The organism is Ferrimonas sp., from assembly GCF_048263965.1.
Classification (GTDB): Bacteria; Pseudomonadota; Gammaproteobacteria; order Enterobacterales; family Shewanellaceae; genus Ferrimonas.
The window spans coordinates 130,047-153,488 of record NZ_JBLXDO010000007.1; the positions used below are offsets into that span (position 1 = coordinate 130,047).

General features: G+C 58.2%; 25 protein-coding genes and 1 pseudogene. 13 read left to right on the plus strand and 13 right to left on the minus strand.

The features are described from left to right. Window positions 1-641 precede the first annotated feature (641 nt). The 3 genes from ACN0RV_RS08725 to ACN0RV_RS08735 all read left to right on the plus strand — a co-directional run bounded on the left by ACN0RV_RS08725 (window position 642) and on the right by ACN0RV_RS08735 (window position 2,671). The gene (locus ACN0RV_RS08725) at window positions 642-1,139 is read left to right on the plus strand and encodes a CIA30 family protein (RefSeq protein WP_417347247.1); all 498 of its coding nucleotides are present in this window, start codon (window positions 642-644) and stop codon (window positions 1,137-1,139) included. 137 nt (window positions 1,140-1,276) lie between these two features. Further along, the gene (locus ACN0RV_RS08730; RefSeq protein WP_417347248.1) at window positions 1,277-2,227 is read left to right on the plus strand and encodes a phytanoyl-CoA dioxygenase family protein; all 951 of its coding nucleotides are present in this window, start codon (window positions 1,277-1,279) and stop codon (window positions 2,225-2,227) included. A gap of 138 nt (window positions 2,228-2,365) precedes the next feature. After that, the gene (locus ACN0RV_RS08735) at window positions 2,366-2,671 is read left to right on the plus strand and encodes a hypothetical protein (protein ID WP_417347249.1); all 306 of its coding nucleotides are present in this window, start codon (window positions 2,366-2,368) and stop codon (window positions 2,669-2,671) included. A gap of 31 nt (window positions 2,672-2,702) precedes the next feature. On the opposite strand, the gene ACN0RV_RS08740 is transcribed toward ACN0RV_RS08735, so the two are convergent. Continuing rightward, window positions 2,703-4,613 carry a methyl-accepting chemotaxis protein gene (locus ACN0RV_RS08740; RefSeq protein ID WP_417347250.1) on the minus strand — a complete coding sequence of 637 codons (1,911 nt, stop codon included), beginning with the start codon at window positions 4,611-4,613 and terminating at the stop codon, window positions 2,703-2,705. A 349-nt stretch (window positions 4,614-4,962) separates the two neighbouring features. On the opposite strand from ACN0RV_RS08740, the gene ACN0RV_RS08745 reads away from it, so the two are divergent. Continuing rightward, a complete protein-coding gene (locus tag ACN0RV_RS08745; RefSeq protein WP_417347251.1) occupies window positions 4,963-5,274 on the plus strand; it encodes a YciI family protein in 312 nt (103 codons plus the stop codon). 23 nt (window positions 5,275-5,297) lie between these two features. On the opposite strand, the gene ACN0RV_RS08750 is transcribed toward ACN0RV_RS08745, so the two are convergent. From ACN0RV_RS08750 to ACN0RV_RS08765, 4 genes are read right to left on the minus strand one after another with little or no spacing between them, the layout of a single operon-like run. After that, window positions 5,298-5,603: an AzlD domain-containing protein gene (locus tag ACN0RV_RS08750; RefSeq protein ID WP_417347252.1), complete on the minus strand. Its 306-nt coding sequence runs from the start codon at window positions 5,601-5,603 to the stop codon at window positions 5,298-5,300. Continuing rightward, window positions 5,600-6,331, minus strand: a complete 732-nt coding sequence (locus ACN0RV_RS08755) for an AzlC family ABC transporter permease (protein ID WP_417347253.1) — start codon at window positions 6,329-6,331, stop codon at window positions 5,600-5,602. The genes ACN0RV_RS08750 and ACN0RV_RS08755 overlap by 4 nt, the downstream gene beginning before the upstream one ends. A gap of 40 nt (window positions 6,332-6,371) precedes the next feature. Beyond that, on the minus strand, window positions 6,372-6,524 hold the full coding sequence (locus tag ACN0RV_RS08760; protein WP_417347254.1) for a helix-turn-helix domain-containing protein: 153 nt from the start codon (window positions 6,522-6,524) through the stop codon (window positions 6,372-6,374). A gap of 30 nt (window positions 6,525-6,554) precedes the next feature. After that, on the minus strand, window positions 6,555-7,088 hold the full coding sequence (locus ACN0RV_RS08765) for a protein tyrosine phosphatase family protein (protein ID WP_417347255.1): 534 nt from the start codon (window positions 7,086-7,088) through the stop codon (window positions 6,555-6,557). A gap of 161 nt (window positions 7,089-7,249) precedes the next feature. On the opposite strand from ACN0RV_RS08765, the gene ACN0RV_RS08770 reads away from it, so the two are divergent. Both ACN0RV_RS08770 and ACN0RV_RS08775 read left to right on the plus strand, forming a co-directional pair. Next, window positions 7,250-7,888: a TetR/AcrR family transcriptional regulator gene (locus tag ACN0RV_RS08770; protein WP_417347256.1), complete on the plus strand. Its 639-nt coding sequence runs from the start codon at window positions 7,250-7,252 to the stop codon at window positions 7,886-7,888. 11 nt (window positions 7,889-7,899) lie between these two features. Next, complete coding sequence (locus ACN0RV_RS08775) at window positions 7,900-8,760, plus strand: SDR family oxidoreductase (protein ID WP_417347257.1); 861 nt, start codon at window positions 7,900-7,902, stop codon at window positions 8,758-8,760. A gap of 34 nt (window positions 8,761-8,794) precedes the next feature. Here ACN0RV_RS08775 and ACN0RV_RS08780 read toward each other — a convergent pair. Next, window positions 8,795-9,144: pseudogene (locus ACN0RV_RS08780) on the minus strand (winged helix-turn-helix transcriptional regulator); the annotation flags it as partial. A 244-nt stretch (window positions 9,145-9,388) separates the two neighbouring features. Between ACN0RV_RS08780 and ACN0RV_RS08785 the strand changes: the two are divergent. The 3 genes from ACN0RV_RS08785 (at window position 9,389) to yqfB (ending at window position 11,719) form a co-directional block, all read left to right on the plus strand. Beyond that, complete coding sequence (locus tag ACN0RV_RS08785) at window positions 9,389-9,955, plus strand: SMI1/KNR4 family protein (RefSeq protein WP_417347258.1); 567 nt, start codon at window positions 9,389-9,391, stop codon at window positions 9,953-9,955. A 272-nt stretch (window positions 9,956-10,227) separates the two neighbouring features. Continuing rightward, window positions 10,228-11,043: an alpha/beta fold hydrolase gene (locus ACN0RV_RS08790; protein ID WP_417347259.1), complete on the plus strand. Its 816-nt coding sequence runs from the start codon at window positions 10,228-10,230 to the stop codon at window positions 11,041-11,043. Between the two features lie 361 nt (window positions 11,044-11,404). Beyond that, the gene (gene yqfB, locus ACN0RV_RS08795; protein ID WP_417347260.1) at window positions 11,405-11,719 is read left to right on the plus strand and encodes a N(4)-acetylcytidine aminohydrolase; all 315 of its coding nucleotides are present in this window, start codon (window positions 11,405-11,407) and stop codon (window positions 11,717-11,719) included. Window positions 11,720-11,914: 195 nt separating this feature from the next. Here yqfB and ACN0RV_RS08800 read toward each other — a convergent pair whose 3' ends face one another. The 5 genes from ACN0RV_RS08800 to ACN0RV_RS08820 form a co-directional block, all read right to left on the minus strand. Next, complete coding sequence (locus ACN0RV_RS08800) at window positions 11,915-12,640, minus strand: amino acid ABC transporter ATP-binding protein (RefSeq protein WP_417347261.1); 726 nt, start codon at window positions 12,638-12,640, stop codon at window positions 11,915-11,917. Continuing rightward, entirely contained in the window at window positions 12,633-13,310 is a 678-nt protein-coding gene (locus ACN0RV_RS08805) for an amino acid ABC transporter permease (protein WP_286339186.1), read from the minus strand. Before ACN0RV_RS08805 ends, ACN0RV_RS08800 begins: the two co-directional genes overlap by 8 nt. A 4-nt stretch (window positions 13,311-13,314) precedes the next feature. After that, entirely contained in the window at window positions 13,315-14,037 is a 723-nt protein-coding gene (locus ACN0RV_RS08810) for a basic amino acid ABC transporter substrate-binding protein (protein ID WP_417347262.1), read from the minus strand. Window positions 14,038-14,263: 226 nt separating this feature from the next. After that, on the minus strand, window positions 14,264-15,241 hold the full coding sequence (locus ACN0RV_RS08815; RefSeq protein WP_417347263.1) for a DUF2955 domain-containing protein: 978 nt from the start codon (window positions 15,239-15,241) through the stop codon (window positions 14,264-14,266). A gap of 11 nt (window positions 15,242-15,252) precedes the next feature. Beyond that, the gene (locus ACN0RV_RS08820; protein ID WP_417347264.1) at window positions 15,253-16,314 is read right to left on the minus strand and encodes an HlyD family secretion protein; all 1,062 of its coding nucleotides are present in this window, start codon (window positions 16,312-16,314) and stop codon (window positions 15,253-15,255) included. Window positions 16,315-16,414: 100 nt separating this feature from the next. Between ACN0RV_RS08820 and ACN0RV_RS08825 the strand changes: the two genes are divergently transcribed. After that, entirely contained in the window at window positions 16,415-17,284 is an 870-nt protein-coding gene (locus ACN0RV_RS08825) for a LysR family transcriptional regulator (RefSeq protein ID WP_417347265.1), read from the plus strand. Window positions 17,285-17,293: 9 nt separating this feature from the next. On the opposite strand, the gene ACN0RV_RS08830 is transcribed toward ACN0RV_RS08825, so the two are convergent. Together ACN0RV_RS08830 and ACN0RV_RS08835 are read right to left on the minus strand one after the other, a co-directional pair. Then, window positions 17,294-18,277, minus strand: coding sequence for an ABC transporter permease (locus ACN0RV_RS08830; RefSeq protein WP_417347266.1), 984 nt, complete (start codon window positions 18,275-18,277; stop codon window positions 17,294-17,296). Next, window positions 18,274-19,158 (minus strand): ABC transporter ATP-binding protein, encoded by an 885-nt coding sequence (locus ACN0RV_RS08835; protein WP_417347267.1) that lies wholly within the window; start codon window positions 19,156-19,158, stop codon window positions 18,274-18,276. The genes ACN0RV_RS08830 and ACN0RV_RS08835 overlap by 4 nt, the downstream gene beginning before the upstream one ends. A 199-nt stretch (window positions 19,159-19,357) precedes the next feature. Here ACN0RV_RS08835 and ACN0RV_RS08840 point away from each other — a divergent pair, with 199 nt between their 5' ends. The 3 genes from ACN0RV_RS08840 (at window position 19,358) to ACN0RV_RS08850 (ending at window position 23,426) form a co-directional block, all read left to right on the plus strand. Then, window positions 19,358-20,242 (plus strand): ABC transporter substrate-binding protein, encoded by an 885-nt coding sequence (locus ACN0RV_RS08840; protein ID WP_417347268.1) that lies wholly within the window; start codon window positions 19,358-19,360, stop codon window positions 20,240-20,242. 263 nt (window positions 20,243-20,505) lie between these two features. Next, the gene (locus tag ACN0RV_RS08845) at window positions 20,506-21,435 is read left to right on the plus strand and encodes a DmsE family decaheme c-type cytochrome (protein WP_417347285.1); all 930 of its coding nucleotides are present in this window, start codon (window positions 20,506-20,508) and stop codon (window positions 21,433-21,435) included. Window positions 21,436-21,446: 11 nt separating this feature from the next. Beyond that, complete coding sequence (locus ACN0RV_RS08850) at window positions 21,447-23,426, plus strand: MtrB/PioB family decaheme-associated outer membrane protein (RefSeq protein WP_417347269.1); 1,980 nt, start codon at window positions 21,447-21,449, stop codon at window positions 23,424-23,426. Window positions 23,427-23,442 lie beyond the last annotated feature (16 nt).

Here is a 23,442-nt window from a genome sequence, read left to right on the forward strand (position 1 = left end):
TGATTTGTGAACTTAACTACAATTCTACGGTGTTAGGTTCATTATCATTTCCCTGCAAAAGGCAGCGTCTCATCAGCGCTGCCTTTTTTTATCTCCGCTCCAGCCCGCGCGGTTGTTGAGTTTGTGTGTTTAGAATTCTTGAAGTTAATATCGCAAATTTCTAATGCGCCAGTGGATGCACCGATTGGCCAGTTTGATGGGCTCTGGATGTAAGTTAATTACATTATCTCGTTTGAAAACTAAGCGCCCCGGACGGATAGTGCACAAAGAATTAACATTAAACTCTCGAAATTCAAGCCTTTTGATTGTTTTTGACGGGTTAGTCGTAAGTTCTTTTTAAGAGGCAATTAAAGCTAGCTTTTGCTCCCGTCATTGTTGTCATTGGCTGGCTTTCCTGTACATACCCACCTTTTTCCTAAAATGTTAAACCCCATGGGCTACAGCAGTGGCCCTGGTGGCTCTTCGGGGCCGGGACGTCTGCCTGTGCTTGATGATGGCATGAGGTTCTCAGCGGGGAGACGCAAAGATGGATGCGAGCTCCGTTCCAGCCGTCTCCAGTACTGACACCCGCTACTACAAAGGTCCGCAAGGAGATATTCTGAGGTAAGGCGACAGGACACTCTTACACAGTGAGGGGTAGCATGGAACTTGTGGACTTTTCCCAGGCTTGGGAAGCGCAGAGGTGGCGCGCCATTAATGATGGCGTGATGGGGGGCGTGTCTCAGAGCCAGATGTTGGCCACAGATGGGGGGTGTTGTTTCGATGGCGTGGTCTCCCTTGAATACGGCGGCGGCTTTGCCTCCATGCGTCGCCCTTTGGCATTGCCTGACGGATGCCGGGCACTGAAGTTAAGGCTGAAGGGGGATGGTAATCGTTACCAACTCAGGCTGAAGATGGATGGCTTGTACGATGGGGTGCTTTATGTTTCCGATTTCACTACTCAGGAGGGCAGGGAGGAGGAGATCGAGCTTCCCCTGGGCAGTTTTCAGCCCAGGTTTCGTGGTCGTGCTGTAACGGGCGTTGAGCCTCTTGATGTGTCCAGGGTAGAACAGGTGGGTCTGTTGATTGGCCAGGGGCAAAGTGGTCCTTTCACCCTGACTCTCTACCAACTGATGGCTGAGGGCCGAGCTTTGGAGTAGTTGGACGCAAGTTCAGACAAGCCGCTGTGCTATCCGACGCGATTTCTGATGTTTTTTTGTTCAAGAGGATTGCTCCTTTTCTTAAACTCGGTAGTGTAAATAGAGAAAGGCACTGATAGCCAAGCCACGGAGGGCCTATGAGAAACTATCAGTTGACCCCGGACCAGCGCCGTCTGTTCTCCAGGCAGGGCTTCCTGCGCCTGCCCGGGTCTTTCCCATCCCACCTTGTTCGTCGTTGGCAGCAGGCCGCTGAGCAACTTGAGCTTCAGGCCCTGCAGGTTCACAGCCAGGGGTTGCATGGCAGGGACTTCTGCGTCGCTGACGATCCTGAGGGGCCAAGGCTGATGCGGTTTCGCAACCTGATCAGCCATGCTTCTGAGCTGGTGATCGATACCCTGGCCTCTCCGGCCATGATGGCACTGGCCAGAGAGTTGTGCGGACCTGGCGCCGTGCCTCTGCACCTGGATCTGTTTTTCAAGCATCAACATCCCTACCCGGTGACCGATTGGCATCAGGGGGCTCAGCACGATCGCCGTTTCCCCTATCTCAACATCGGCCTCTATCTGGATGACGCCGAAGAGGGGGACGGCTGCCTGCGTTATGTGCCGGGTAGCCAGCATGGTCTTCAGCCTATCGACGACCTGGCCGAACACTATGGTTGGTCTCCACCGGGTGTGGTCGAGCAGCCCGCCAGAGCCGGTGACGTTCTGGTGCAGGACAAGATGATCCTCCATGGCTCTCAGCCCAAGCGCTCGGAAGGGGTGCGCCGTACGCTCTATGTGGAGATTCGTCCCTGGCAGGCGGTGATGGAAAGTCGGTCGCAGTCGTCTTTGTGGGCCCATTTAAGGCGCCGCTGGATGAGCCAGGTAATGGCGCGAGCCGATGAAGCAGACTGGCCAGCCGACTGGGAGCAATACCCACAGGCTGAGGAGACCCTCTCTGAGCTGGTTTCCCAGACAGAGGCTTGCTGGGAGCCGGCTCTGCCCGCGGTCCGGGCCAGTCAGCCTGTGTACCACCCTGAGTACCCAATACCCTCGGAATTGCGGCATCTGGAGAAAAAAGCTGAAGTGATCCAGTTACCTACCTAAGCGTACCTACAGCGGCAGAAGTTGGTCAGTCTTGGCCATCATCAGTTGCCATTTGCCGTTAGTCTGGCTGTATTACATTGATATGACAACATTTTGGACTACGCTTAAAGCAAGACAGGGACGTAACGGGAGGAGCCTATGAGCCTGGATGCGGTTGCTTTTGTTGGTGGCATCGCCATCGGCTGCCTCTTTGCCCTGATCCTCTGCAACGCTTTGGCTCTGAGAGCAAAAGTGCAGAGTAGGGCAGAGCCCGGCAGGGAAACCGGGATACGGCAACACCTGGAGGAGTATCGGCACAAACTGAATCAGATCAGCATCGAGAATCAGAGGCTGAAGCGGCGTGTTCAGGAACTGGAGTACGAAGTGGAACCGCTTCGACAGCCTGGGCGAGGGTTCAGAGGCGATCCTCTCGATGCCTCCTTCAGGGTGAAGTCGGTAAGATAACAAAGAGGGGGCCTTCGGCCCCCTCTGTCACTTACAGCTTGAACTGATTAATCAGCCGACTCAGGGTCTCCGACTGCTGGGCCATCTCATCGCCCGCCGATGCGGCCTTGTGAGTCCTCTGGCTGGTCTCGGCCACGATCTCGTTGATGTTGCTTACGTTCTTATTGATCTCGTTGGAGACCGCCGACTGCTCACTGGCGGCGCTGGCGATCTGCATATTCATCTCGGTAATGCTGCTGACCGCGTCACTGATCTCTCCCAACGCTTTATCGGCACGGCTGGCGAGGGTAACGCATTGCTCCGAGGTGTGGCGACTGTTGTCCATCACCGAGACCGCCTTGGCGGACTGCCCCTGCAACTGCTCGATCATCTGCTGAATCTCCTGGGTCGACGCCTGAGTGCGACTGGCCAGGGTACGCACCTCATCGGCCACAACCGCAAAGCCTCGGCCCTGCTCCCCGGCGCGGGCGGCCTCAATGGCGGCGTTCAGAGCCAGAAGGTTGGTCTGCTCGGCGATGTTGCGGATCACCTCCAGTACCCCATCTATGCGGCCGGTCTCCTGCTCCAGATCCCGGATCACGGTAACGGCGCCGTCGATCTCGGCAGAGAGGCGGTGAATGCTGTCGGACACCGAACTGACCACCTCTTTCCCGCCATCTGTAGCCTTATTGGCGTTCTGGGCAGAATCCGCAGCCAGGGTGGCATTTTGTGCCACCTCATCCACCGTGGCACTCATCTGATTCATCGCCGTGGCCGCCTGCTCCGTCTCCTGAAGCTGCTTGTCCATGCCTCTCTGAGTCTCGCCGGTGATTGACGCCAACTGCTGTGCCGAGCTGTCCAACTGACCGGCAACACCGGTTACCTCACTGATGGTGCTGTGGACCTTGGCGGCAAAGCGGTTAAAGGCCCGGGCCAGATCAGCCAGTTCATCGTGGCCCTCGTCATCCAGTCTCAGGGTGAGGTCACCATCGCCGTCGGCGATGTTGGCCATGGTAGCCGTGGTGGCTTCGATGGGTTGGGTGATGCCCCGGCCAATGAACCAGGCGACCGCGATGCCAATGGCCAGCGCAGCCAGGCCAGCGAGGATGACGGTGTTACGCATCTGGGTCATCATCGCCAGGTTCTCGCTGCGATCCATCACTACCTCGAGCACCCCCATGGGCTTGCCTGAATAGTCATTGATGGAGTGCAGGTAGACGGCCACCGGCTGGCCATTGAGGTCGGTCTGTACCACCTGGGGCTGACCGTCGAAGGCCAGGGCCAGCTGAGTATTGTTGCCCAGACGAAAGTCACCCAGAGTCGAACCAAAGGGCTTCCAACTGTTGCCATCCGGCAGATGCAGGGCGATATCTACCCCGTGGGTCTGTTTAAAGCGGTCGAAGAAGGATTGACCGAAAGAGAGACCAAATTCCACCGAGCCCTGGTGTTGTCCCTGGTAGGCGACGGGCACTACCCCACGAATGCCGATGCCGGCCACCCCTCGCTCCAGGCCCATGACAGGCTGCCTTCTGGTATTGGTTTCCACCACGGTATGGCGAAAGGAGGAGAGGTCATCGCCAAACTTGGCGGGTTTGTGTACCCGCAAAAAGGAGGTGGCCGGAGGGTTATGAAACTGGAACTGGCGGGCGCCATACTCCTGTTTCATCACCTTGAAGATAGGCAGCGTCGCCTCAGCCAGTGTCTCCCTGTCTTGGTCGGCGAAGGCTTGTTGAAACTGCGGCGTCAGTGACACCACCGTCGCCAAGGCCTGGGCCAGACGTCCCGATGCATTGAGCTCTGCAGTGGCGGTTTCATTGAGCTCTTCAAGCTGCTTGAGCTCGGCAGAGTCAATGGCTTTGGAGAACTGGACGACGATAAGGGGGAGGATAAAGGCCATCAGCAGTGAGACCAGTAGGCTGATGCCAATGATGATGCGGTTCTTGATGTTGGGCTTTCTTAGCATGAACGACTCCGACAGACCTTCAGGCGTGGCAGCGCCATCCGGGACTCAGGGTTTATTTCCGTTTATGGCTTCAGATTAACGAGAGTCAGTGGCTGGGGTTTGGGAGCAAAAGCATGTTTCTAAAATGTTTTTTATTGGTTTGTTCAAAGTGGGATCCCCGGCAGATATACAGGTGGACGGCAGCAGAATCTCTTCTCCCATGGGGCTTTGATTGATACCTGGAAACGCAGGGGCAGGGCTTAGGCGAACTGATTGATTCAGAAGTTGTTTGATTGGAAATTGTGCAAGGTCCACGGGTCACATACACTGAGACTTGGGCGTGATGACTTTAGTTGAGAAAGGAACTCAAATGAATCAGTTTTTGTATAAGCTTCGACCACTTAGGCCGGAGATGCTCAGTCAGGGCCCCACCCCTCAGGAAGCCAGCGCTGTGGAGGCTCATTTTGCCTATCTCAGCCGGCTGAAGGATGAGGGTAAAGTGGCGATGGCAGGCCGCACCATCACCGAAGATCAGCACACCTTTGGCATAGTGATTGTGCTGGCGGAATCCCAGGAAGAAGCCCAGAAGCTGATGGAGTTCGATCCCGCTGTCTCTGAAGGGGTGATGGGGGCGGAACTTTTCCCATTCCGTGTCGCCTTGTGGGGCAACGACCCTCGTTAATCCCTGGTGATATTGCCCCTGGCCTAGAAGGGCCAGATCAGAAACAGCCCCATGCCTGCGGCGATGGCGATCAGGGCATTGGCACCGAGCCTGGCCAGCACAGCCACCAGCAGGCCGCAGGCCAGGTAGGGGTTGTGCCAGTGAAGATCGATGCTTTGTTCTTTGATGAAGATCAGCGGCGCGGCGATGGCGCTCAGCACCGCCGGCGCACTGTAGCTGAGCAATTGCTGGCTGCGACGCCCCAGGCGCACTGGTAACCTTGGCTCAAGAAACAGGTAACGGCTGGCAAACACCAGCAGGGCGCAAGAGAGTAGGATCAACCAGATCATTGCTTACCCTCCATCAGTGACTCCCCGGTAACATTGGCAAACAGGGCCCCCGCCACCATCCCGGCCAGGGAGGCGATCAGCAGCCCCATGGGCCAGGCCATCGCTTCGGCCAACACCGCCAGGGGCATGGCTACCAACACACAGACCCAATGCGAGCGTCGCCTGAGCCCGGGCGCCACCAGGGCGATGAAGATGGCGGCGATGGCGAAATCCAGCCCTGAGGTATCAAAAGCCTGTACCTGGTGACTCAGCAGCACGCCAGCCAGGGTGGCCAGGTTCCAGCCGAGATAGAAACTCAGTCCTCCGCCGAGCATATACCAGGGATCCTCGGCTTCCTCCTTGCCCGGATGGGCGATGGCGAACAGCTCGTCGGTCAGCAGAAACCCCAGCGTCAGCCGCCACTTCAGTGGCAATGCGCTCACCTTGCTCCTCATGGTCATGGAGTAGAGCAGGTGTCTGGAGGTGATGAGGGCGGTGGTGGCCAGGATGGCGCCGATTCCGGCCCCCGACTTAAGCAGGCCGATGATGGCAATCTGTGCCGCGCCGGCAAAGATGATGGCTGACAGACCCTGACTCTGAAGTGGGCTGAGCCCGGCGTCCATGGCCAGGGAGCCTACCAACAGGCCCCAGGGCAGAACCGCCAGGGTGAGTGGGCTCATGGCCAGGGTGCCTTTCAAGATTTGCGACCGGCGACGGGTCTCCCGATGAGGCTCGGGGCGTGGCGACATGCATCTGCTCCTGGGAAATAAAAGGTTGTACGAGCGGGTGTCAGATCCCTTGGGACCATGAGCGGGCGTAGACCCCTGGGGGAACGCCCACCACTCGTTTAAAGTGACGGCTGAAATGACTCTGATCGTAGAAGCCGCAATCCAGCCCGACTTTCAGTGGCGGCAGCCCCAGGCGTATCAGCCCGGTGGCCATCCGCCAAGGCTAATCAAACGGAAAAGGGCCTTACAGGCCCTTTTTTATCTCTTCAATCAGCTGTTGCCACTGAGGGTACTCTCTAAAGCTTTCGCTCAGGTTTCCCCAGGGCGCCATGGCACTGCTTTGCAGAACCTCACTGTCCTGGACTCCTGTGTGCAGCAAATAGAGGTAGTAGAAGGCTGAGGCGCGGTAGTTCGCGGCGCAGTGAATCAGTACATCCTTATCCTTGTTGGCCTCCATCACCGCCAGGAATGTCTGCACATCTTCGGTGGTCGGTTGCTTCCAGTCCACACCGATGTGGGCATATTCCATGCCTGCTTCTGTCACCAGTTTTCCTTCGTTCTCCAGACCAGTAGGATTCCCGGCAGGGATCAGGTTGATCACCAGATCTACGCCAGCCTGCTTCAGGGCGGGAAACTGTTCCGGCTGCGGCAGGCCAGAGGTGATCACCCGCTCAGAGGGAAACTGCACCGCCTTCACCTCTTTCAGAGTCTCTGGCTCAATGGCGGCTTGTGTCCCGGCCGAGGCCAGCAGGGTGCATAGAACTATCTTCTTGATCATCAATTTATCCTCGAAAGCCTTAATGCCAAATTACCTCAGCCGTTTAAGCTAGCAATGGAGAAAGTGTCAGTAGCTGTGTCAGCCAGAACCATATAGTGGACGGTTGCGTTTCATAATTGGGTTGGTTAACCTGAATTAATACTTAAAGTGGAAGAAGAACCATGACTGGCATAGCGGCAAAGACGGCCAAAGGGCGACCGGTGGATGGACAAAAGACACTGCAAGTGTTTGCGGCAATCGATAGCATCCTGGAGGAGCAGGGCATTGCCCGACTCTCCATCGAGCGTATCGCCAAAACCGCCGGAATCTCCAAGGTGACCCTCTATCGTCGTTTTGACACTCTGCAAGGGGTGATAGGCGCCTATGTGGAAACGTTCACGTCCGAGGCCATGGCATTGGACTCCTTAGAGGCGGCGCCACGGCCATCCAGCGTTGAGCAGATGGAGGCGGAGTTAAACCGTTTAGGCGTAAGGCTGATGGAGCTTATCAGTCAGCCGCGAGTGATGGCGTTTGACAATGCCATTGCGGCTGGAGGCCCTCAGTACCAGGCTCTTAAAGAGCAGCTCTATTCTCAGGGACCGGGCCGGGCAATGAGGCACATCGCCAGCTTGTTCGAACACTCTGGCGTTCATCATCCGGAGGTTGGCACCAACGATCTGGCCGAGATGCTGTTTCTGATGTGGCAAAGCGGCTTCTATCCCAGGTTGAAGTTCCTTGGCGCAACCACATTGGAGCCCTCGCAGCTCTCCCAGCACGTGGCTGTCCGCACCCGCATTTTCCTTTCCTCTATTCAATCTTAGAAGGCATCATCATGAGTGCATTTCCACGGGTTTTAGTGGCCGGTGCCACGGGTTATCTGGGCCAGCACCTGGTTCACCAGTTGCTGTCATCGGGATACCCGGCGATCGCTTTGGCCCGCAGTCCAGGCAAGCTCAGTCCGTTGGGCCTGGATGAAAGCCAACTCAGGGTTGGCGAGGTAACCTCACCGGATTCTATTTTGGGGTGCTGTGATCAGGTGGACGTGGTGATCTCCTGCGTGGGCATCACCCGCCAGAAGGATGGGTTGGGTTATATGGATGTGGATTATCAGGCCAATCTGAACCTGCTCAGGGAAGCGGAGCGCGCAGGTGTGCGCCAATTCATCTATGTCTCTGCTTTTAACGCCCTCAAGTTTCAGAACGTACGCTTGCTTCAGGCTAAAGAGCGTTTTGCCAAGCGGCTGCTCAGCTCCGAAATTGAACACCCTTGTGTGGTTCGTCCTAACGGATTCTTCTCCGACATGAGTGACTTTTTCGAGATGGCCAAAGGGGGCAGGGTGTATCTGTTCGGCAATGGTCAGCACACCCTTAATCCCATCCATGGCGAGGATTTGGCCAGGTTCTGCATCGACGCCATCGGTTCCGAAGAGAGGGAGCTGGATGTGGGAGGCCCCGAGTTGTTTACTCATCGGCAGATCGGAGAGCTGGCGTTCGCGGCGATGAGCAAACAAAGTCAGATAAGTTGCTTTCCTGATGGCCTGCGCAAAGGCGCGGCTTCACTCTGCGGTTGGCTCCCGGAACGGTGGACCGGAGCTGCGGAGTTCTTCCTGACTCTGATGGGCTCAGACATGGCCGCACCTTGCTATGGGCAACATCATCTCGAGGACCATTTTCGCCGGTTGGTTGAGCGCTGACTGCTATTGCCCCGACAAACGGATTGATGGGGCAGAGTTCGCTAGACTCAGACCACTTTCGCATCACTTCCAGTACATGCAGGGCAGAGCGGCCAAACCCGGTCAGTTCTTAGGTGGCGGCGATGGGGCGGTCTCTCAGGACTTTTGGACCACCCTATTGCGAGACTCCAGCTCCTTGAATCGTTGGTCGATCATTTTTTTGCTGCCGCCACCCAGCAACCTGGCCAGGTCGTTAGAACGAACCGGACCGTCTTTAAGGTGGTACAGCAGAGAGCCAGTCCACTTGCCACCAATCAGTCGCACCCCCTTCTCAATGGCACAGGGCTCCAGGCGGGCATTTTCAACCCGTATACTGGCTGCGCCTTCCTCGGTGTTCCTGTTCAGCTCATCGCTGCTGGAGTATCGCTATAACCGCAATGAAACTATGGGTTTTTCGAATCGTGATATGGCTACAGTTGCATAAATAACAGTCACTTCTTCGGTTTGACGGAGGTTAGCAAGGGCAGCGACTGGTGTATTCCATTTAGGCTATCAAGCCATAGAAATAAATCATAATGGTCCCTTCTGGCCTGGGAAAAAGGCTGTGTTAGTCTGCTGTTATTCCGATGTTTGTTCAGTGAAAGTGCCTATGAAGCTGTTTACCGATGACCGCAAACTCTCCATTCTCCATAAGGGTGAGGACCTGGTGCCTCCGGGCTCGATGCTCAGTCAGATAGCCTTTGCGCCTATGAGAGACCCCCTGGACCGAGAGGTGGTGGCGTATCTGGAGGCAACCATGGGGATCCGTTTTCCCCAGCTGATTCTGGATTTTCTTGAGCAGTGCGGCGGCTATGAGGCCAGCACCAAATATGTTTACCCCAGTGCGCTGGGCAAGGCGTTCAAACCCATTGGCATCGAACTGCGCTGCCCCGACCGTCGTTGTTTCTTCGACCTCTCCTGTTTCCAGCAGCCGGATCTCAACCCTTTTGCCACCCTGGCAGGCTGTCTGCCAGCGGACTTTGTTCTGGAGAATGAGACGCTGCTGCGCAAGATGATTCCCCTGGCCTGGGATAACGGTTTCCTGCTGTGTCTGGATTTCAGCCGCAATCCTTGCGACCCGGCCATCGCCTTTGTTGATCCTAAGGCGCCGGTGATTCACCCGATGTTCCTCGATTTTATCGACTTCGTGCTTAGAATTGGTTATCTCGAACACTGAAGTTGAGACGCAAAAAAGCCCGGCACTGCCGGGTTTTTTTATCCTGGGGTGTTTTACAGGTTGGGCTTGTAGTCAAAGCCGGTCTAGGTTTCTGAACTGTCTCTCACGCGTTCTCTGAAAGCACTGAAACAGAGCGTTCAGCTTGAATGGCGTCGAAAATCCCAGCAGTTGAGTAAAATGGGTGAGGTGGCTTGATGAAATCGGTCCCGTTGATGCAGTAGAGTGTTCCTCCAAACATCCTCCTTTGAATCCCAGGCAATAGGACATCCGCTATGACATCCATCACCATTCGCGGCAGTGAATTGAGCTATCTGGACAAGGGCCAGGGCCCGGTGCTGTTGTTCGGTCACAGCTACCTGTGGGACTCGGCCATGTGGGCTCCTCAGATAGAGGCCCTGAGTCAGCACTACCGCTGCATCGTGCCTGATCTCTGGGGACACGGTGCCTCCGGCGCACTGCCCGGCGAGACCCGAAACCTCAAGAGCCTGGCCGAAGACATGCTGGCGTTGATGGATGCCCTGGAAGTGGAGCGCTTCTCCATCGTCGGGCTGTCTGTGGGCGGCATGTGGGCTACCGAGCTGGCGCAACTGGCGCCCAGCCGCATTCAGAGCCTGGTACTGATGGATACCTTTGTGGGCCTGGAGCCAGAGGTGACCCATAAGAAGTATTTCGCCATGCTGGCGGCCATCGAGGAATCCCGCCAGGTGCCGCCGCCGCTGCTGGACCAGATTGTGCCGCTGTTTTTCGCCACAGACGTGGCGGAGCGTCACCCCGAACTGGCGCAAGGTTTCCGTGACAGCCTGGCGAATCTGCCGGAGTCCCGCATCGACGATACCGTTCGCCTGGGGCGAATCATCTTTGGTCGCCGGGATCAGGTGGACGACCTGGCCAAACTGGCGCTGCCGGCGCTGATCATGGTGGGGCAGGAGGACAGAGCCCGCACCGTGCTGGAGAGTTACCTGATGCTGGATGAGATCACCGGCGCCGAGATGGTGGAGATTCCCAAGGCGGGCCACATCTCCACCCTGGAAAACCCTGAATTTGTAAATCGCCATCTGGTGGCGTTTCTTGAGCGAGTCTATGGCTGAGCAGAAGCTTTTTTCCTGCGGCACCCTGAGTCAGGATGGCTGGCCATGGGTTACCTAGGCCTCACCCTGATTGACTCTTTCGACTCCCTCCAAAGTCTTCATTAGGCAATGGTGTCCAACGAATGCCTGGCCGCCATTTGCGGCCATGGGATGCCACCTGTGCGAGGTTGGCGCCTATTTTGCGAAAGAGAGCCCCAAGGCAAGTGGTCCGCACTTTGATGCACTGATTAATATCAAAAGTCATATGGGTGCATTGTGGTTTCGTGCAGAGACCCGGCCGGTTTGAGCAGGGTAAAAAGCGGTCAATTGCCGCATCAAAAACCGATTATGTGCTATCAGCAATTTTGAATTTGGAGTACCGATGAGCTTGTCTGAAATGACTTTCTTTGAGCGATTTGAGGCGGATATTTTATCTGGAAAAAAGACGATAACCATTCGAGATGAAGCAGAAAAAGATTATGCTCCCGATTCAATTGTTCAGGTTTCAACATACGAGAATGGTCGATGGTTCTGCGCCCTGAAAATCGAGTCTGTTGTCCCACTTAGTTTCGATAAACTGACAGAATTCCACGCAAAACAAGAGAATATGACGCTAAAAGAGCTTAAAGGCGTCATTCGTGAAATTTACCCGGACACTAGTGAATTGTATGTGATTAAATACCGATTGGTTAGCTGAAACCACATGCACTACAGGTGGTTTGAGAGGAAGTCGTAGACGAGTGCCTTTCTCGTTTCGCTTATAATGTGACATTCGTTAACTTGCCCCTTTAGAGGGTGTTGTCGATGACAGATATGCGGCGCCAGTCATCACGGGATCACGCCTGATTAAGTGTGAACCCAACAAAGAGCCCCCAAATCTGGGGGCTTTTGTCTATCTGAGCACTTTGGACAGGAAGGACTGGGTCCTCTGTTGCTGCGGTGCATCGAAGATCTGCTGGGGCGGCCCGCTTTCCACCACCTCGCCGCCATCGATAAACAGCACCCGATCTGAGACCTCCCGGGCGAAGCCCATCTCGTGGGTAACGATCACCATGGTCATGCCGTCGTCCACCAGGGATTTCATCACGTCCAGCACGTCACCGACCATCTCGGGGTCCAGGGCGGAGGTGGGCTCATCGAACAGCATCAGATCCGGTTCCATCGCCAGGGCCCGGGCGATGGCCACCCGCTGCTTCTGACCTCCGGAGAGGCTGGAGGGGTACACCTCGGCCTTGGCGGCCAGGCCCACCTGCTCCAACAGGGAGAGGGCCTTGGCCTGCGCCTGTTCGGCGCTCATCAGTCCCAGCTTCACCGGCGCCAGGGTGATGTTCTCCATCACCGTCTTGTGGGGGAACAGGTTGAAGTTCTGAAATACCATGCCGACCTTGCGGCGCAGCTGATCCACACAGGCGCCCGGGGCGGTGATCGATTCTCCCTCGATGAGGATCTCCCCCTGAGTGGGAGTCTCCAGCAGGTTGAGACAGCGCAGGAAGGTGCTCTTGCCGCTGCCGCTGGGGCCGATGACGCTGACCACCTCGCCGGGGGCGACGGTCTGGTCAATTCCCTTGAGCACCTCGACATCGCCAAACTGTTTATGCAGGTTGCTGACTTTAATCACTCTGTTTCAGCCTCTTCTCAAATTGGGACAGCATCAGGGTGAAGCTGTAGGTCAACATCAGGTAGATGATGGCGCAGGTGAACAGGGGCACCACGTCTTCGAAGGTGCGGCTGCGGATGATCTCCCCGGCGCGCATCAGGTCGACGCCACCGATAAAGCCAATCACCGCGGTCTCCTTGAGCAGTACGATGAATTCATTGCCCAGGGCCGGCAGGATGTTCTTCACCGCCTGGGGCAGAATCACCTCCTTCATCGCCTGACCCTGGGACAGACCCAGGGAGCGGGCCGCTTCCATCTGGCCCTTGTCCACCGCCTGGATGCCAGCGCGGATGATCTCCGAGATGTAGGCGCCGCTGTTGATGCCGAAGGCGATCACTGCGGCGGTGATCTTGTCCACGTCCAGGGAGGCCAACACGATGAAGTAGAGAATCACCAGTTGGACCACCACAGGGGTGCCACGGATCACCGACACATAGAGGTTGGCCGGCCAGCGCAGGTACCAGTGGCTGGACATCTTCATCAGGGTGGTGCAGATCCCCAGCACCGAGCCCAGCAGGGTGGCCAGCAGGGTCACTGCCAGGGTGACCTTGAGGCCGCTCCAGATCAGCAGGATGCCCACCATCCCATCCTGGCCGATGGGGGTAAAGAGAGAGTCGATGATCGCCTGCATAGGGTTACTTCATGTACTGGGAGATTAGGGCGTCGTACTGGCCATTGGACTTCATCTTGTCCAGGGTGGCGTTGGTCTGCTTCAGCAGTTCGGCGTTCTCTTTGGAGATGGCCAGGCCGTAGTACTCAGGGTCGAAGGCCAGCTTGGTCAGCTGCAGATCCGGGTTCTTCTTCATGTGGTTGGCGGCAGGCTCGCTGTCGAACAGCACCAGATCCACCTTGCCGTTTTTCAGCTCCATGATCGCTTCGAAGCCGGTGTTGAACGCCACCACGTTCTGGCTGTACTCCTTGGCCATGATGTCGCCGGTGGAACCCAGCTGCACGGCGATGGTCTTGCCCTTAAGCTCTTCGGGGCTGGCAGGCGCCTTGCCCTGTTGGGTCAGCACCACCTGGGTGGCTTCGTAGTAGGGCTGAGAGAAGCTCACCGCTTTCTGGCGCTCCGGGGTGATGGTCATGCCAGCGGCGATCATGTCAATTTTGCCGGCGTTCAGGGCCACAATCAGGGAGTCGAACTTCATGTTCTCCACCTTGAGGGTCTTGCCGGCGTCTTCGGCAATCTGACGGGCGATGTCGATATCGAACCCTTTGACTTCGTCGCCGTTGGGGCCACCCATGTATTCAAAGGGAGGGAAGGCGGCGTTGGTGCCGACCACCAGGACATTCTCTTTCTTTCCACAACCGGTCAGGGTCAGCAGGGAGAGGCTCAGTACAGCAATGAGTTTCTTCATAATCTGGTCTCTGTTTTCAATGGCTCGATAATTGATAGAGGCCGACTATAGGGCAGGGGCAAATGCTGAGTCAATAACTATGCGTTCATTATGAATTAAAATGCGCCTGATTGCGTTGTTTTTCACCAGTTTTGAACAACTATGCAACCAATGCTACCGGCCTAGTTCTGTGAGGGAGTGTGATCGCTGCCCAGACAGACATCACAAACATGCAGGTAATGAATAGTTATGCATTAACTTTAAGGGGAAAGGATTTGTGAGTCATCAGCAGCAACAGGGCGGTCCCCGCCACCAGAGCCAGGGTGGAGCCCATGCGGTAGAGGCTGGAGAAGAACAGGTCCTGTTGCCCCGGCACCACGCCGGACATCAGCACGGTGACCGCCGAGGTGCCGGCAAATCCGATGGCGCCACGCTCGCCGCCCTGGCAGACCAGCAACAGGAAGGGGCCCAGTGCCAGGGAGAAGGCCACCAGGTAGAGCAACAGATGGTCCAGATAGGAGAACAGCAGCAGTTGCAGCATCAGGGTGAGGGCACAGCCTAGCAGGGTGCCCACCAGTCTGGCGCGGGAGGCGACAAAGCTGCCCATCAGGCTCATGGGTGCCAACAGCAGCACCGCGGCCGCCTGAGCCGAGAGGGTATCCGCCAGATCCATACATTGAAACAGCAGATAGAGCAGCATCACCATGCCCCAGGTGATGCGCAGGCCATGGGCGACCTGCTCCGGCGTCTGTGGCGGAGGCCCAGGCATGGGCTGGGGGTCATCCGTGGGGATAAGCAGCAGCATCAGGGCGGCAATCGCGGAGGCCAGCAGGGCAGAGAAAAACAGGTCCAGGCTGAAGTCCACCAGATCAAAACCGGCAAAGCTGCCCACGTTCATCATGACAGACCCTATGGACAGGTTAACAAAGCCAAACATGTAACTGGCGGGGTGGGTCATGGTGATGCAGCTGATGGCCATCCACAATGCCATGGCGGCCAGGGTCAACAGGGGAAAGGGCTGGAGAAATCCGAGAATCAGGTTGGCCAGCAACCCGGTGAAGCCGACGGACAGCAGCAGTTGGCCTACCACATAGCCGTTCCAGCTCTGCAGCCGCGACAGCACCACCACCAGCAGCAGCGGCGCGAACATGGCGCCGTAGCTCCAGTTGCACAGCGTCGCCACTACAAAGGCGATGCTGGCGCCAAGCCACAGCCGCTTGAGCATCTGGACAGCCATCAGTAGATGAAGTGCAGGTGGCTGATGAGGGCGATCTGCATCTGGGCCAGGGGGCGCCAGAGGGGACTCTCCCCCGGGTAGAGCACCACAGAGGCACGGGAGCCGATAAACAGCTGCTGCGGCAGCAGATCGTCTGAGTTGAGGTTCACCCTGACTCTCTGGGAATCCCGTACCCAGCGATTGCTCACCTGGATGCTGGACAGGGCGCCGTTGGCGGTCTGCTGCGCCTGGGCGACCCCCATGTCACGGCTGTCCAGGGTGAGGGGGAACACCTCTCCGGGCAGGGCATCGTAGGCCACCAGGGCGCGGGAGTGGCTGTCCACCAGGGCCAGCGCCTTCTCTCTGAAATCGGCGGTGATCCACAGGGAGTTCTCCGGAACAAAGGAGAGCAAGGGTTGGTGGGCGTTGGCGTAGCTGCCGGTAATTAACTGCAGGTTGGAGACCACGCCATTCTCAGGTGCGTGTATCTGGGTGTAGCTGAGATTGAGCTTTGCCTGGTTCAGGGTGTTCAGGGCCATCTCCACAGCCGAGGTGGTGCCGTCGCCCCACTGGGCCTTCAGGGTTTGTAGCTGCTGTCGGGCCATGTCCCGTTCCGCCTCGGCCCCGAGGTAGGCGGTTCGGCTCTGATCCAGCACCGATTGGGACACCAGCTGATGCTCACCCATCTTGCGGGTACGCACATACTCCTTATGGGCGTGCTCGTACCCCACCTGGGCCCTGGATAACTGGGCCTCTGCGGCGCGGATCTGAGCCTGCAGAGCCTGCTGCTGCTCTCTGGCCTGCTGCAGGGCGATCTCCGCCTGAGTCACCGCCAGTCGGTAGCGGCGGTCATCCAGGGTAAACAGCAGCTGGCCGGCGGTGACCCTCTGGTTGTTCTCCACCTCCACCGAGGTGACCGAGCCGGACACCTCGGTGGCTAACTGTACCACCTGTCCCTGCACTCGGCCTTCGGTGGTCAATGGGGCGAAGCGGTCGGAGACCACCACATAGAGCAGTACCAGCAGGAACAGCAACAGCAGGGCGCGGGTCCAGCGTTTGAAAAGGGTGTCGAGAGCGGGCATTGGAAGACCTGAGTAATTCGCGGTGCGCCAGTATAGGGCCTGTTATTGGTTTCATGTAGGCGGCATAATGGTTCGCATATGACCTATATTCGAGACAATGATGAGTCAGCTGGATGATCTAAATCTGTTTGTGATGACCGTCAGGCATCAGGGGATCAGTGCGGCAGCCAAGGCGGCGGGCATGCCCAGGTCCCGCGTCAGCCGGCGGCTGCAGGAGCTTGAGCGGGCCCTGGGGTGCCAGTTGCTGATCCGCACCACCCGCCACATCGAGCTGACCGAGAATGGCCGCATGCTCTATGAACAGACCCAGGGGCAGCTGGATACCGCCAACCAGGCGATGGTGCGCCTCAAGGAGCGCAGGATGCAGATGGAGGGGGCGCTGCGAATGGCGGTGCCGGCGGCGGTGGCCTCATCGCCCACCTTCATCACCATGATGCAGCAGTATATGCAGCGTTATCCCAAGGTCAGTCTGGAGGTGTTCTATCACCAGAGAAGTGTCGATCTGCAGCGAGAGCGCATCGATATCCAGCTTCTGCCGTCGGAGGCGGAGGTGATCAATCTCGATTACGTGCGCCAGAGCCTGCTGCCTTTCCCCTGTTGCTGGGCGGCCACCACGGACTATCTGGAGGCACATGGGCGGCCTGCCGACGAGAGCGAACTGCAGCAGCACGCTTTGTTGGCCAGCCGCCACATTGCGGCGTTTCTGCAGCGGGATCTCAGTTTCCGCTTTCGTACTGATGATCTGCACCTGGTGCAGCAACTGACCTGTCAGGGGATGGGCATTGGTTTGCTGCCCAGGGTGTTTGTGGCGCGGGCCCAGGCCGAGTTCAACCTGGAGCCGCTGTTTGGTGAGCGTCAGGCGGGAGAGGTGGGGCTGAGCCTTATCTACTCATCCCGCACCTTCCTGCCGGAGAAGACCCGCAAGATGATCGATCACATCCGTGAGACCTTCAGTTCCCTGGGCAGGTAGTGGTGCCGGTTAACTCCAGCGGAATCGCCAACTGGCCAGGGCCAGGCTCACCAGGGTGATGGCCGCCAGGGGCCACAGGTGGTGAGCTATGGCTAAGAATCCGGCCCCATCGATGATCACCGCCCGGTTGGCGTCGTTCATGTGGGTCAGAGGCAGCAGATCCGCCAGGGTGCGTACCCAGGGGGAGCTGCCCTCCAGGCTGAACCAGATCCCCGATAGCAGCATCATCGGCCAGGAGAGCAGATTGAGAATGCCATTGGACAACTCTTCGGAGCGGGTGCGGCTGGCCACCAACAGACCCAGGCTGATCATCGCCGCGCCACCCAGGGTGGTGTTGATCAGCAGCAGCAGCGGATTGCCTACTACCTTGATGGAGAAGATCAGCGCCACCAGGGCAAAGACCACCACTGAGGTGGCGACGATGGCGCCCAGGCGACTGAGCATCTGAGACGCGAGAAACTGCCAGGGACGAAGGGGGGTGACCTGCATCCGTTTCAGCACCCCGGTGCGGCGATAGCGGACCACCACGTAGCCGACGCCATAGAGGGCGGAGAACATCATGTTCATGCCGATGATCCCCGGCAGCAACCACTCAACATGGCTGACCGCTTCCCCCTGGATGCTTTCAGAACTCAGATGGGGCAGGCGGGCCACCACCAGTTGTTCGGCGATGTAGCCGCGGTTGGAGTCCGGATTGACCCAGTAGTGCTGGCTGTCGATGGCCAGGTCCACCAGATGGCGAGCCACCTTGTGTTTGGCTTCGTCCAGGGTGGCGTAATGAATGTACTCGATGTGTTCCAGGCTTTGCAGGGCCGATGGAATGGCGGTGTTGCCCACCAGGCCAATCTGATACAGGGGGCGCTGGTCGTCGTCAAACACCAGGGCCAGGGCGATGATCAGTACCAGGGGGAACACCAGGGACCAGCCCAGGGCGGAACGGTCCCGGGAGAACTCCAGGTTGCGGGCGTGGATCAGGGCGAGCAGGGCGTTCATGGCTGCAGTTGGCTCCCGGTCAGTTTCAGATAGAGGTCGTCCAGATTGGGCGCCCTGACGGTCAGTCCCTGCAGGGGCAGGTTGTGGTGGTTGAGCCAGTTCAGAGCATCCTGGGTGTCGTCGCACTCCAGCACCAGTTGGTCTCCTTGGCGCCACAGGGGGTAGCGATCATCCTGAGGGACGGTCGCCTGACCCGAGTCCAGCAGGGTGATCAGGTGGGGACGGAAGTGATCCTCAAGCAGCACCTCCGGGGCCTCTTCGGCCACAATGCGGCCGCGTTCCATGATGGCAATGCGGTCACAGAGCTGCTGGGCCTCGTCCATATAGTGGGTAGTCAGCACCAGGGTCTTTCCCTGCTCCTTCAAGGTGCGCACCAGTTGCCAGAACTTCAGCCTGGCCTGGGGGTCCAGGCCGGTGGTGGGCTCATCCAGGAACAGCAGTTCGGGATCATTCACCAGGCTCATGGCCAGCAGCAATCGCTGACGCTGACCTCCGGAGAGGTGAAAGTGGAGTTTGTCCGCCACCTCATCCAACTGACACAGCTCAATCAGATCCGAGATGTTGGCTTTTCTGGGGTAGAAGCTGGCGAACAGTTTCAGGCAATCGCGCACGCTCAGGTAGTCGGGCAGGGCGGTGGATTGAAACTGGATGCCGATGGACTGCTTGTACTTGTTATCCAGAGGAAAGCCACGAAACAACACCTGGCCACTGGTAGGGGCCAGGACGCCCTCGAGCATGGACAGGGTGGTGGATTTCCCTGCGCCATTGGGGCCCAGCAGGCCGAAGCAGCTGCCCTCGCGAACATTGAGGCAGACTCCGTCCACCGCCCTGTGGTCGTCGTAGAGGTAGTGCAGTTGTTGGGCTTGGAGCAGAGCGTTCAAGGTGGACCTTCGAGTTGCCAGGGACATTGCTGCCATTGTCCCGGCTTCTTGCTGGGCGATTCACTGTGAGTTTTAACAGAGTTTTTCTTTGGGTGTCGCAATCGTGCAGTGGCTCAGGTTTTGGCTATCGGACACTGGCCTGAGCCGGCACTGGCGCTATGCTGGCGGAAAATTCGACGGCAACGGGCGGAGAAAACCCATGCTTACATCTATCCAGGTGCGTCTGACTCTGTGTCTGGCGCTTTTGCTGTTTCTGCCCGGTGCCTGGGCGGCGCGAATCGTATCGCTGGCACCTAACTGGAGTCATACGGTAGCTGCCGTCGGCGCGGAAGATGAGCTGGTGGGAGTGACCCGTTATGCCCGTTTTCCTCAGAGCATTCCCGACAAGGTGGCCAAGGGCGAGTTGGCGGTGGTGGGTGGTTTTACCGACATCGACCCCGATGTGGTCGCCGCCCTTAAGCCGGACCTGGCGCTGACGGCCTCCGGCTTGCAGCTGGGGCTGAAGGCGGAGCTGGTGAAACGCGGCATCAGGGTGATCCATATGGAGGAGAGCAGCCTGGCGGAGGTGTACGACAAGATCCGCGCCCTGGGTGAGGCCATTGGCCATCAGCCTCAGTCGGTGGCCCTGGTGGACTCCATCCGGGCTGGCCTGGACAAGGTGTCCAGTGAGTACGCTGGCCATGAGCCGCTGACGGTCTATTACGAGATTAATTACCTGTATAAATGCGTGCCTGGTGCGGACTCCTACATCAGTGAGCTGATTCGCCTGGTGGGCGGTAAGCCTGTCTTTGCAGAGCGTGCGGGCATGGCGCCGGCGGTCACCTGGCCCGAAGTGGTGCAGTCCAATCCCCGGGTGATACTGCTGCCCACCTGGCCGGGTGCCACCGGTCCGGTGTTCGAGGGGCCTCAGGCGGGCAGCGGCACCACCACGGTGGCGGAAGTGGCGGCGCGCCCGGGGGCAGAGCGTGTCTTTGCCGTGCAGCAGCGCCGGGTGAAGTTCATCGATTCGGCGGTGACCAAGCAGGCCGGGCCCTCCATAGTAAAGGCCGCCCGTCTGCTGGCAGAGGCGATTCACGGCAACTAGCTCAACACTGGCAAAACCCACATAGAATCGACCAACTGCATGGAGATAGTATGGGCTCGAGTGATTCATCATATTGAACCTTAACTTTTTCAGTGTTTAACCGGCCTTAGGGCCGGTTTTTTTGTGTTAACTGGCCGGCAAAACCCGGATCACTGTGAAAAGCCCCAGAGTATTTCACGCCTCATCGGTTTACCGTCAGCCTGTTTGCGGCACCTTTTCAGGGTGTCGGACCAATAACATTCAAACAGTTGGCAAACATAATGATGATGAGAAAAGCGCTGTCCATCGGGGCGGTAACCATGATGGCATTGGGTCTGGGATTTTCCTCCCAGGCCATGGCCGGGGATGCTGAGTTGCTTACCAAGCTGCAGCAAAAATTTGAGCAGGGAAAATACTCCAAGAAGGGCGCCGATGGCTGCATGATGTGCCACCGCAAGACCGAGGGGGTGGCCGCCATCTTCGACGGCATTCATGGCAACCCCAATGTGGTGAAAGGCCCTATGGCCGGCCTCCAGTGTGAGTCCTGCCACGGCCCTCAGGGCAAACACCGCGGCAAGAATGAGCCGATGATCACCTTTGGTGACGACTCCCCTCTGACCGCCGAGATGCAAAACAGCGTCTGCCTGGCCTGTCACGACGACTCTGGCCGCAGTGACTGGCACCTGGGTGCCCACGCCTCCGATGACGTGGCCTGCGTAGATTGCCACCAGCTGCACGTGGCCAAGGACCAGGTCCTGACCACCGAGGGACAGAACCAGACCTGCCAGAGCTGCCACACCAAGGCCAAGGCCGACAGCCACAAGCGCTCCGCTCACCCCATCAAGTGGGATGAGATGGCCTGCTCCGATTGCCACAACCCTCATGGCTCCCTAAGCGAGTCTGCAATGAACCAGGCTACCGTCAACGACACCTGCCATCAGTGCCACGCCGACAAGCGCGGTCCCTTCCTGTGGGAGCATGAGCCGGTGATGGAAGATTGCAGCCTGTGCCACAACGCCCACGGCAGCGTGAATGAAGGGATGCTCAAAACCCGGGTTCCCATGCTGTGCAAGCAGTGCCACAGTGAAGATGGCCACCCAAGCACCATCCCTGGCGGTAACGGCAGCATTCAAACCGCAGGGCAGGGCTGCCTGAACTGCCACAGCCAGATCCACGGTTCCAACCATCCGTCCGGCAAGGCGTTCCAGTTCTAAGGGGTGAGACCATGAAGACAAGTATCAGTGCCATCGCCCTGGCGATGATGGCGGCCAGCACCCAGGTGCAGGCGTTCGACTTTGGCGTTAACGCCGCCAACCTGGAGAAGGCCAACACCAGCAAGTGGGCCTGTAAGAAGTGCAACACCAATATCGGGACTCAGGGTGAGTTCACTCTGGCGGCGGGCAGCGCCATTACCGACGATGATCATGCCTCCAATGCCCTGGGGTATGAGGATGGTTTTGCCGCCGGCGTCGATGCGGACATTCTGCACATCAGTGACTCCGGTACCCGCAGCGAAATCCAGGCCAAGGAGCTGGGCAGCGAGCGAGGCGATCTGCGCCTGAGCCACCGCATGCCGGGCAGCTGGCAGGTGGAAGCGGAGCTGGACACCAAGTCCCATGTGGACACCACCACCGCACAGACCGACCCCTCCGACCTGGATAAGACCGAGCAGCTCAAGCTCGAGCGGGAGAAGCTGGGCTTCGCCGCACGCTACATGGGAGGCCGTTGGGGTGCTCGAGTAGCCTTTGATAACGAAGACCTCACCGGTAAGCAGGCCAGCAGCGTCAGTCTGCTGGGCAATACCACCAACATTGCCAAGCCCGTGGATAGTGTTACTCGCAACATGATGGCGGCGGTGCATGCCACCGGCGATCGCTGGCTGCTGGAAGCCGGTTATCAGGGCAGCTGGTATGACAACGACATTCTGGGCTTTGCCGTTCAGGCGCCTGAGTCAGCCCTGGCCGGAGCGCCGGACAACCAGGCCCAGCAGGTGTTCCTCAAGGGGCGTTACCAGGCGGGCAGCACCCGCATCAGCGGCCGTGTGGCCACCGGTGAGCAGAAGCAGGACGCGGATCTGGTGACCCTGACCGGTGTCCCTGCTGGCGTGGAAGCGGCGGATCTCAAGGTAAACACCCTGGATGCGGAGCTGGGGCTGACCAGCCGTCTCTCCTCCAACCTGACCCTGCGTGCCGCCGCCCGTTACCGTGACCGCGACAACGACTCGACCCTGTATGAGTTCGAGCAGATCCGCTTTGGTGAGCTCAGCGGCCAGGTGGAGCAGACCCAGGCGATGGACACCACCAAGGCCAACTACCGGTTGTCAGCGGATTACCGCCTGGCCATGGGGCAGAAACTCTCCGCCGGCATCGAGTATGAGAACATCGAGCGCAGTGCCAGTGAGCGTGAAGAGACTGACGAGACCGAGGTGTGGGTCAGCTATCGCCTGAGCTCGTTGGAGCTGTGGGATCTGCGCCTGAAGGCCAGCTATGGTCAGCGGGACGGCAGCCGTTTCGAGGCAGACAGCGTGACCTCTTCCGAGGAGAACGATCTGATGCGCAAGTACCACCTGGCGGACAGAAATCGCACCCAGGTGGTGGCTGAGATCGGTCACACGCCCCTGCCTCAGCTGAACATCGATCTGCGTATGCACTATGCCCTGGACGACTACGATGACAGCGATATCGGTCTGACCGAGTCCGAGGATTACGGCTATGACCTGAGTCTGGGCTGGGAGCCTGGCGATGCCTGGTACCTGTCCCTGTTTGGTGGTTACCAGTGGATCGACAACGAGCAGCTGGGCAGTGATAACGGCGACTACGCCACCTGGTCCGCCCTGAGCAGTGACGAGTTTGGTTTTGCCGGTGTGTCTGCCGACTACCTGGGCCTGAAGGAGTGGGGCGTTAAGCTGTCCGCATCCTATCAGTATGCGCTGTCCATCAGCGATGCTCACACCAGTGCGCCTGAGTATCTCGGGGAGTATGAGTCCACCAGCCACAGTGTGCAGCTGCGCGCAGAGTACGCCGTCAGCGAGCGCGCTGCCATCGGTCTGCGTTATCAGTATGAGCGCTATGAAGACAGCGACTACGCCGACATCCCGGTGGTCAACTATCCCGGTCAGGGTGTCTGGGGGCTGACGACCCTGGGTGACCTCAGCCAGGACTACAATGCCCATCTGGTGATGGCGACCTTCAGCTACAAGCTGTAATAAAGCCAACACAGCA

What these genes read in the sequence shown, in the direction of transcription:
- ACN0RV_RS08725 (WP_417347247.1), top strand. Translation starts at nt 642, where the DNA reads ATGGAACTTGTGGACTTTTCCCAGGCTTGGGAAGCGCAGAGGTGGCGC.
- ACN0RV_RS08730 (WP_417347248.1), top strand. Translation starts at nt 1,277, where the DNA reads ATGAGAAACTATCAGTTGACCCCGGACCAGCGCCGTCTGTTCTCCAGG.
- ACN0RV_RS08735 (WP_417347249.1), top strand. Translation starts at nt 2,366, where the DNA reads ATGAGCCTGGATGCGGTTGCTTTTGTTGGTGGCATCGCCATCGGCTGC.
- ACN0RV_RS08740 (WP_417347250.1), bottom strand. Translation starts at nt 4,613, where the DNA reads ATGCTAAGAAAGCCCAACATCAAGAACCGCATCATCATTGGCATCAGC.
- ACN0RV_RS08745 (WP_417347251.1), top strand. Translation starts at nt 4,963, where the DNA reads ATGAATCAGTTTTTGTATAAGCTTCGACCACTTAGGCCGGAGATGCTC.
- ACN0RV_RS08750 (WP_417347252.1), bottom strand. Translation starts at nt 5,603, where the DNA reads ATGATCTGGTTGATCCTACTCTCTTGCGCCCTGCTGGTGTTTGCCAGC.
- ACN0RV_RS08755 (WP_417347253.1), bottom strand. Translation starts at nt 6,331, where the DNA reads ATGTCGCCACGCCCCGAGCCTCATCGGGAGACCCGTCGCCGGTCGCAA.
- ACN0RV_RS08760 (WP_417347254.1), bottom strand. Translation starts at nt 6,524, where the DNA reads ATGGCCACCGGGCTGATACGCCTGGGGCTGCCGCCACTGAAAGTCGGG.
- ACN0RV_RS08765 (WP_417347255.1), bottom strand. Translation starts at nt 7,088, where the DNA reads ATGATCAAGAAGATAGTTCTATGCACCCTGCTGGCCTCGGCCGGGACA.
- ACN0RV_RS08770 (WP_417347256.1), top strand. Translation starts at nt 7,250, where the DNA reads ATGACTGGCATAGCGGCAAAGACGGCCAAAGGGCGACCGGTGGATGGA.
- ACN0RV_RS08775 (WP_417347257.1), top strand. Translation starts at nt 7,900, where the DNA reads ATGAGTGCATTTCCACGGGTTTTAGTGGCCGGTGCCACGGGTTATCTG.
- ACN0RV_RS08785 (WP_417347258.1), top strand. Translation starts at nt 9,389, where the DNA reads ATGAAGCTGTTTACCGATGACCGCAAACTCTCCATTCTCCATAAGGGT.
- ACN0RV_RS08790 (WP_417347259.1), top strand. Translation starts at nt 10,228, where the DNA reads ATGACATCCATCACCATTCGCGGCAGTGAATTGAGCTATCTGGACAAG.
- yqfB (WP_417347260.1), top strand. Translation starts at nt 11,405, where the DNA reads ATGAGCTTGTCTGAAATGACTTTCTTTGAGCGATTTGAGGCGGATATT.
- ACN0RV_RS08805 (WP_286339186.1), bottom strand. Translation starts at nt 13,310, where the DNA reads ATGCAGGCGATCATCGACTCTCTCTTTACCCCCATCGGCCAGGATGGG.
- ACN0RV_RS08810 (WP_417347262.1), bottom strand. Translation starts at nt 14,037, where the DNA reads ATGAAGAAACTCATTGCTGTACTGAGCCTCTCCCTGCTGACCCTGACC.
- ACN0RV_RS08815 (WP_417347263.1), bottom strand. Translation starts at nt 15,241, where the DNA reads ATGCTCAAGCGGCTGTGGCTTGGCGCCAGCATCGCCTTTGTAGTGGCG.
- ACN0RV_RS08820 (WP_417347264.1), bottom strand. Translation starts at nt 16,314, where the DNA reads ATGCCCGCTCTCGACACCCTTTTCAAACGCTGGACCCGCGCCCTGCTG.
- ACN0RV_RS08825 (WP_417347265.1), top strand. Translation starts at nt 16,415, where the DNA reads ATGAGTCAGCTGGATGATCTAAATCTGTTTGTGATGACCGTCAGGCAT.
- ACN0RV_RS08830 (WP_417347266.1), bottom strand. Translation starts at nt 18,277, where the DNA reads ATGAACGCCCTGCTCGCCCTGATCCACGCCCGCAACCTGGAGTTCTCC.
- ACN0RV_RS08840 (WP_417347268.1), top strand. Translation starts at nt 19,358, where the DNA reads ATGCTTACATCTATCCAGGTGCGTCTGACTCTGTGTCTGGCGCTTTTG.
- ACN0RV_RS08845 (WP_417347285.1), top strand. Translation starts at nt 20,506, where the DNA reads ATGATGAGAAAAGCGCTGTCCATCGGGGCGGTAACCATGATGGCATTG.
- ACN0RV_RS08850 (WP_417347269.1), top strand. Translation starts at nt 21,447, where the DNA reads ATGAAGACAAGTATCAGTGCCATCGCCCTGGCGATGATGGCGGCCAGC.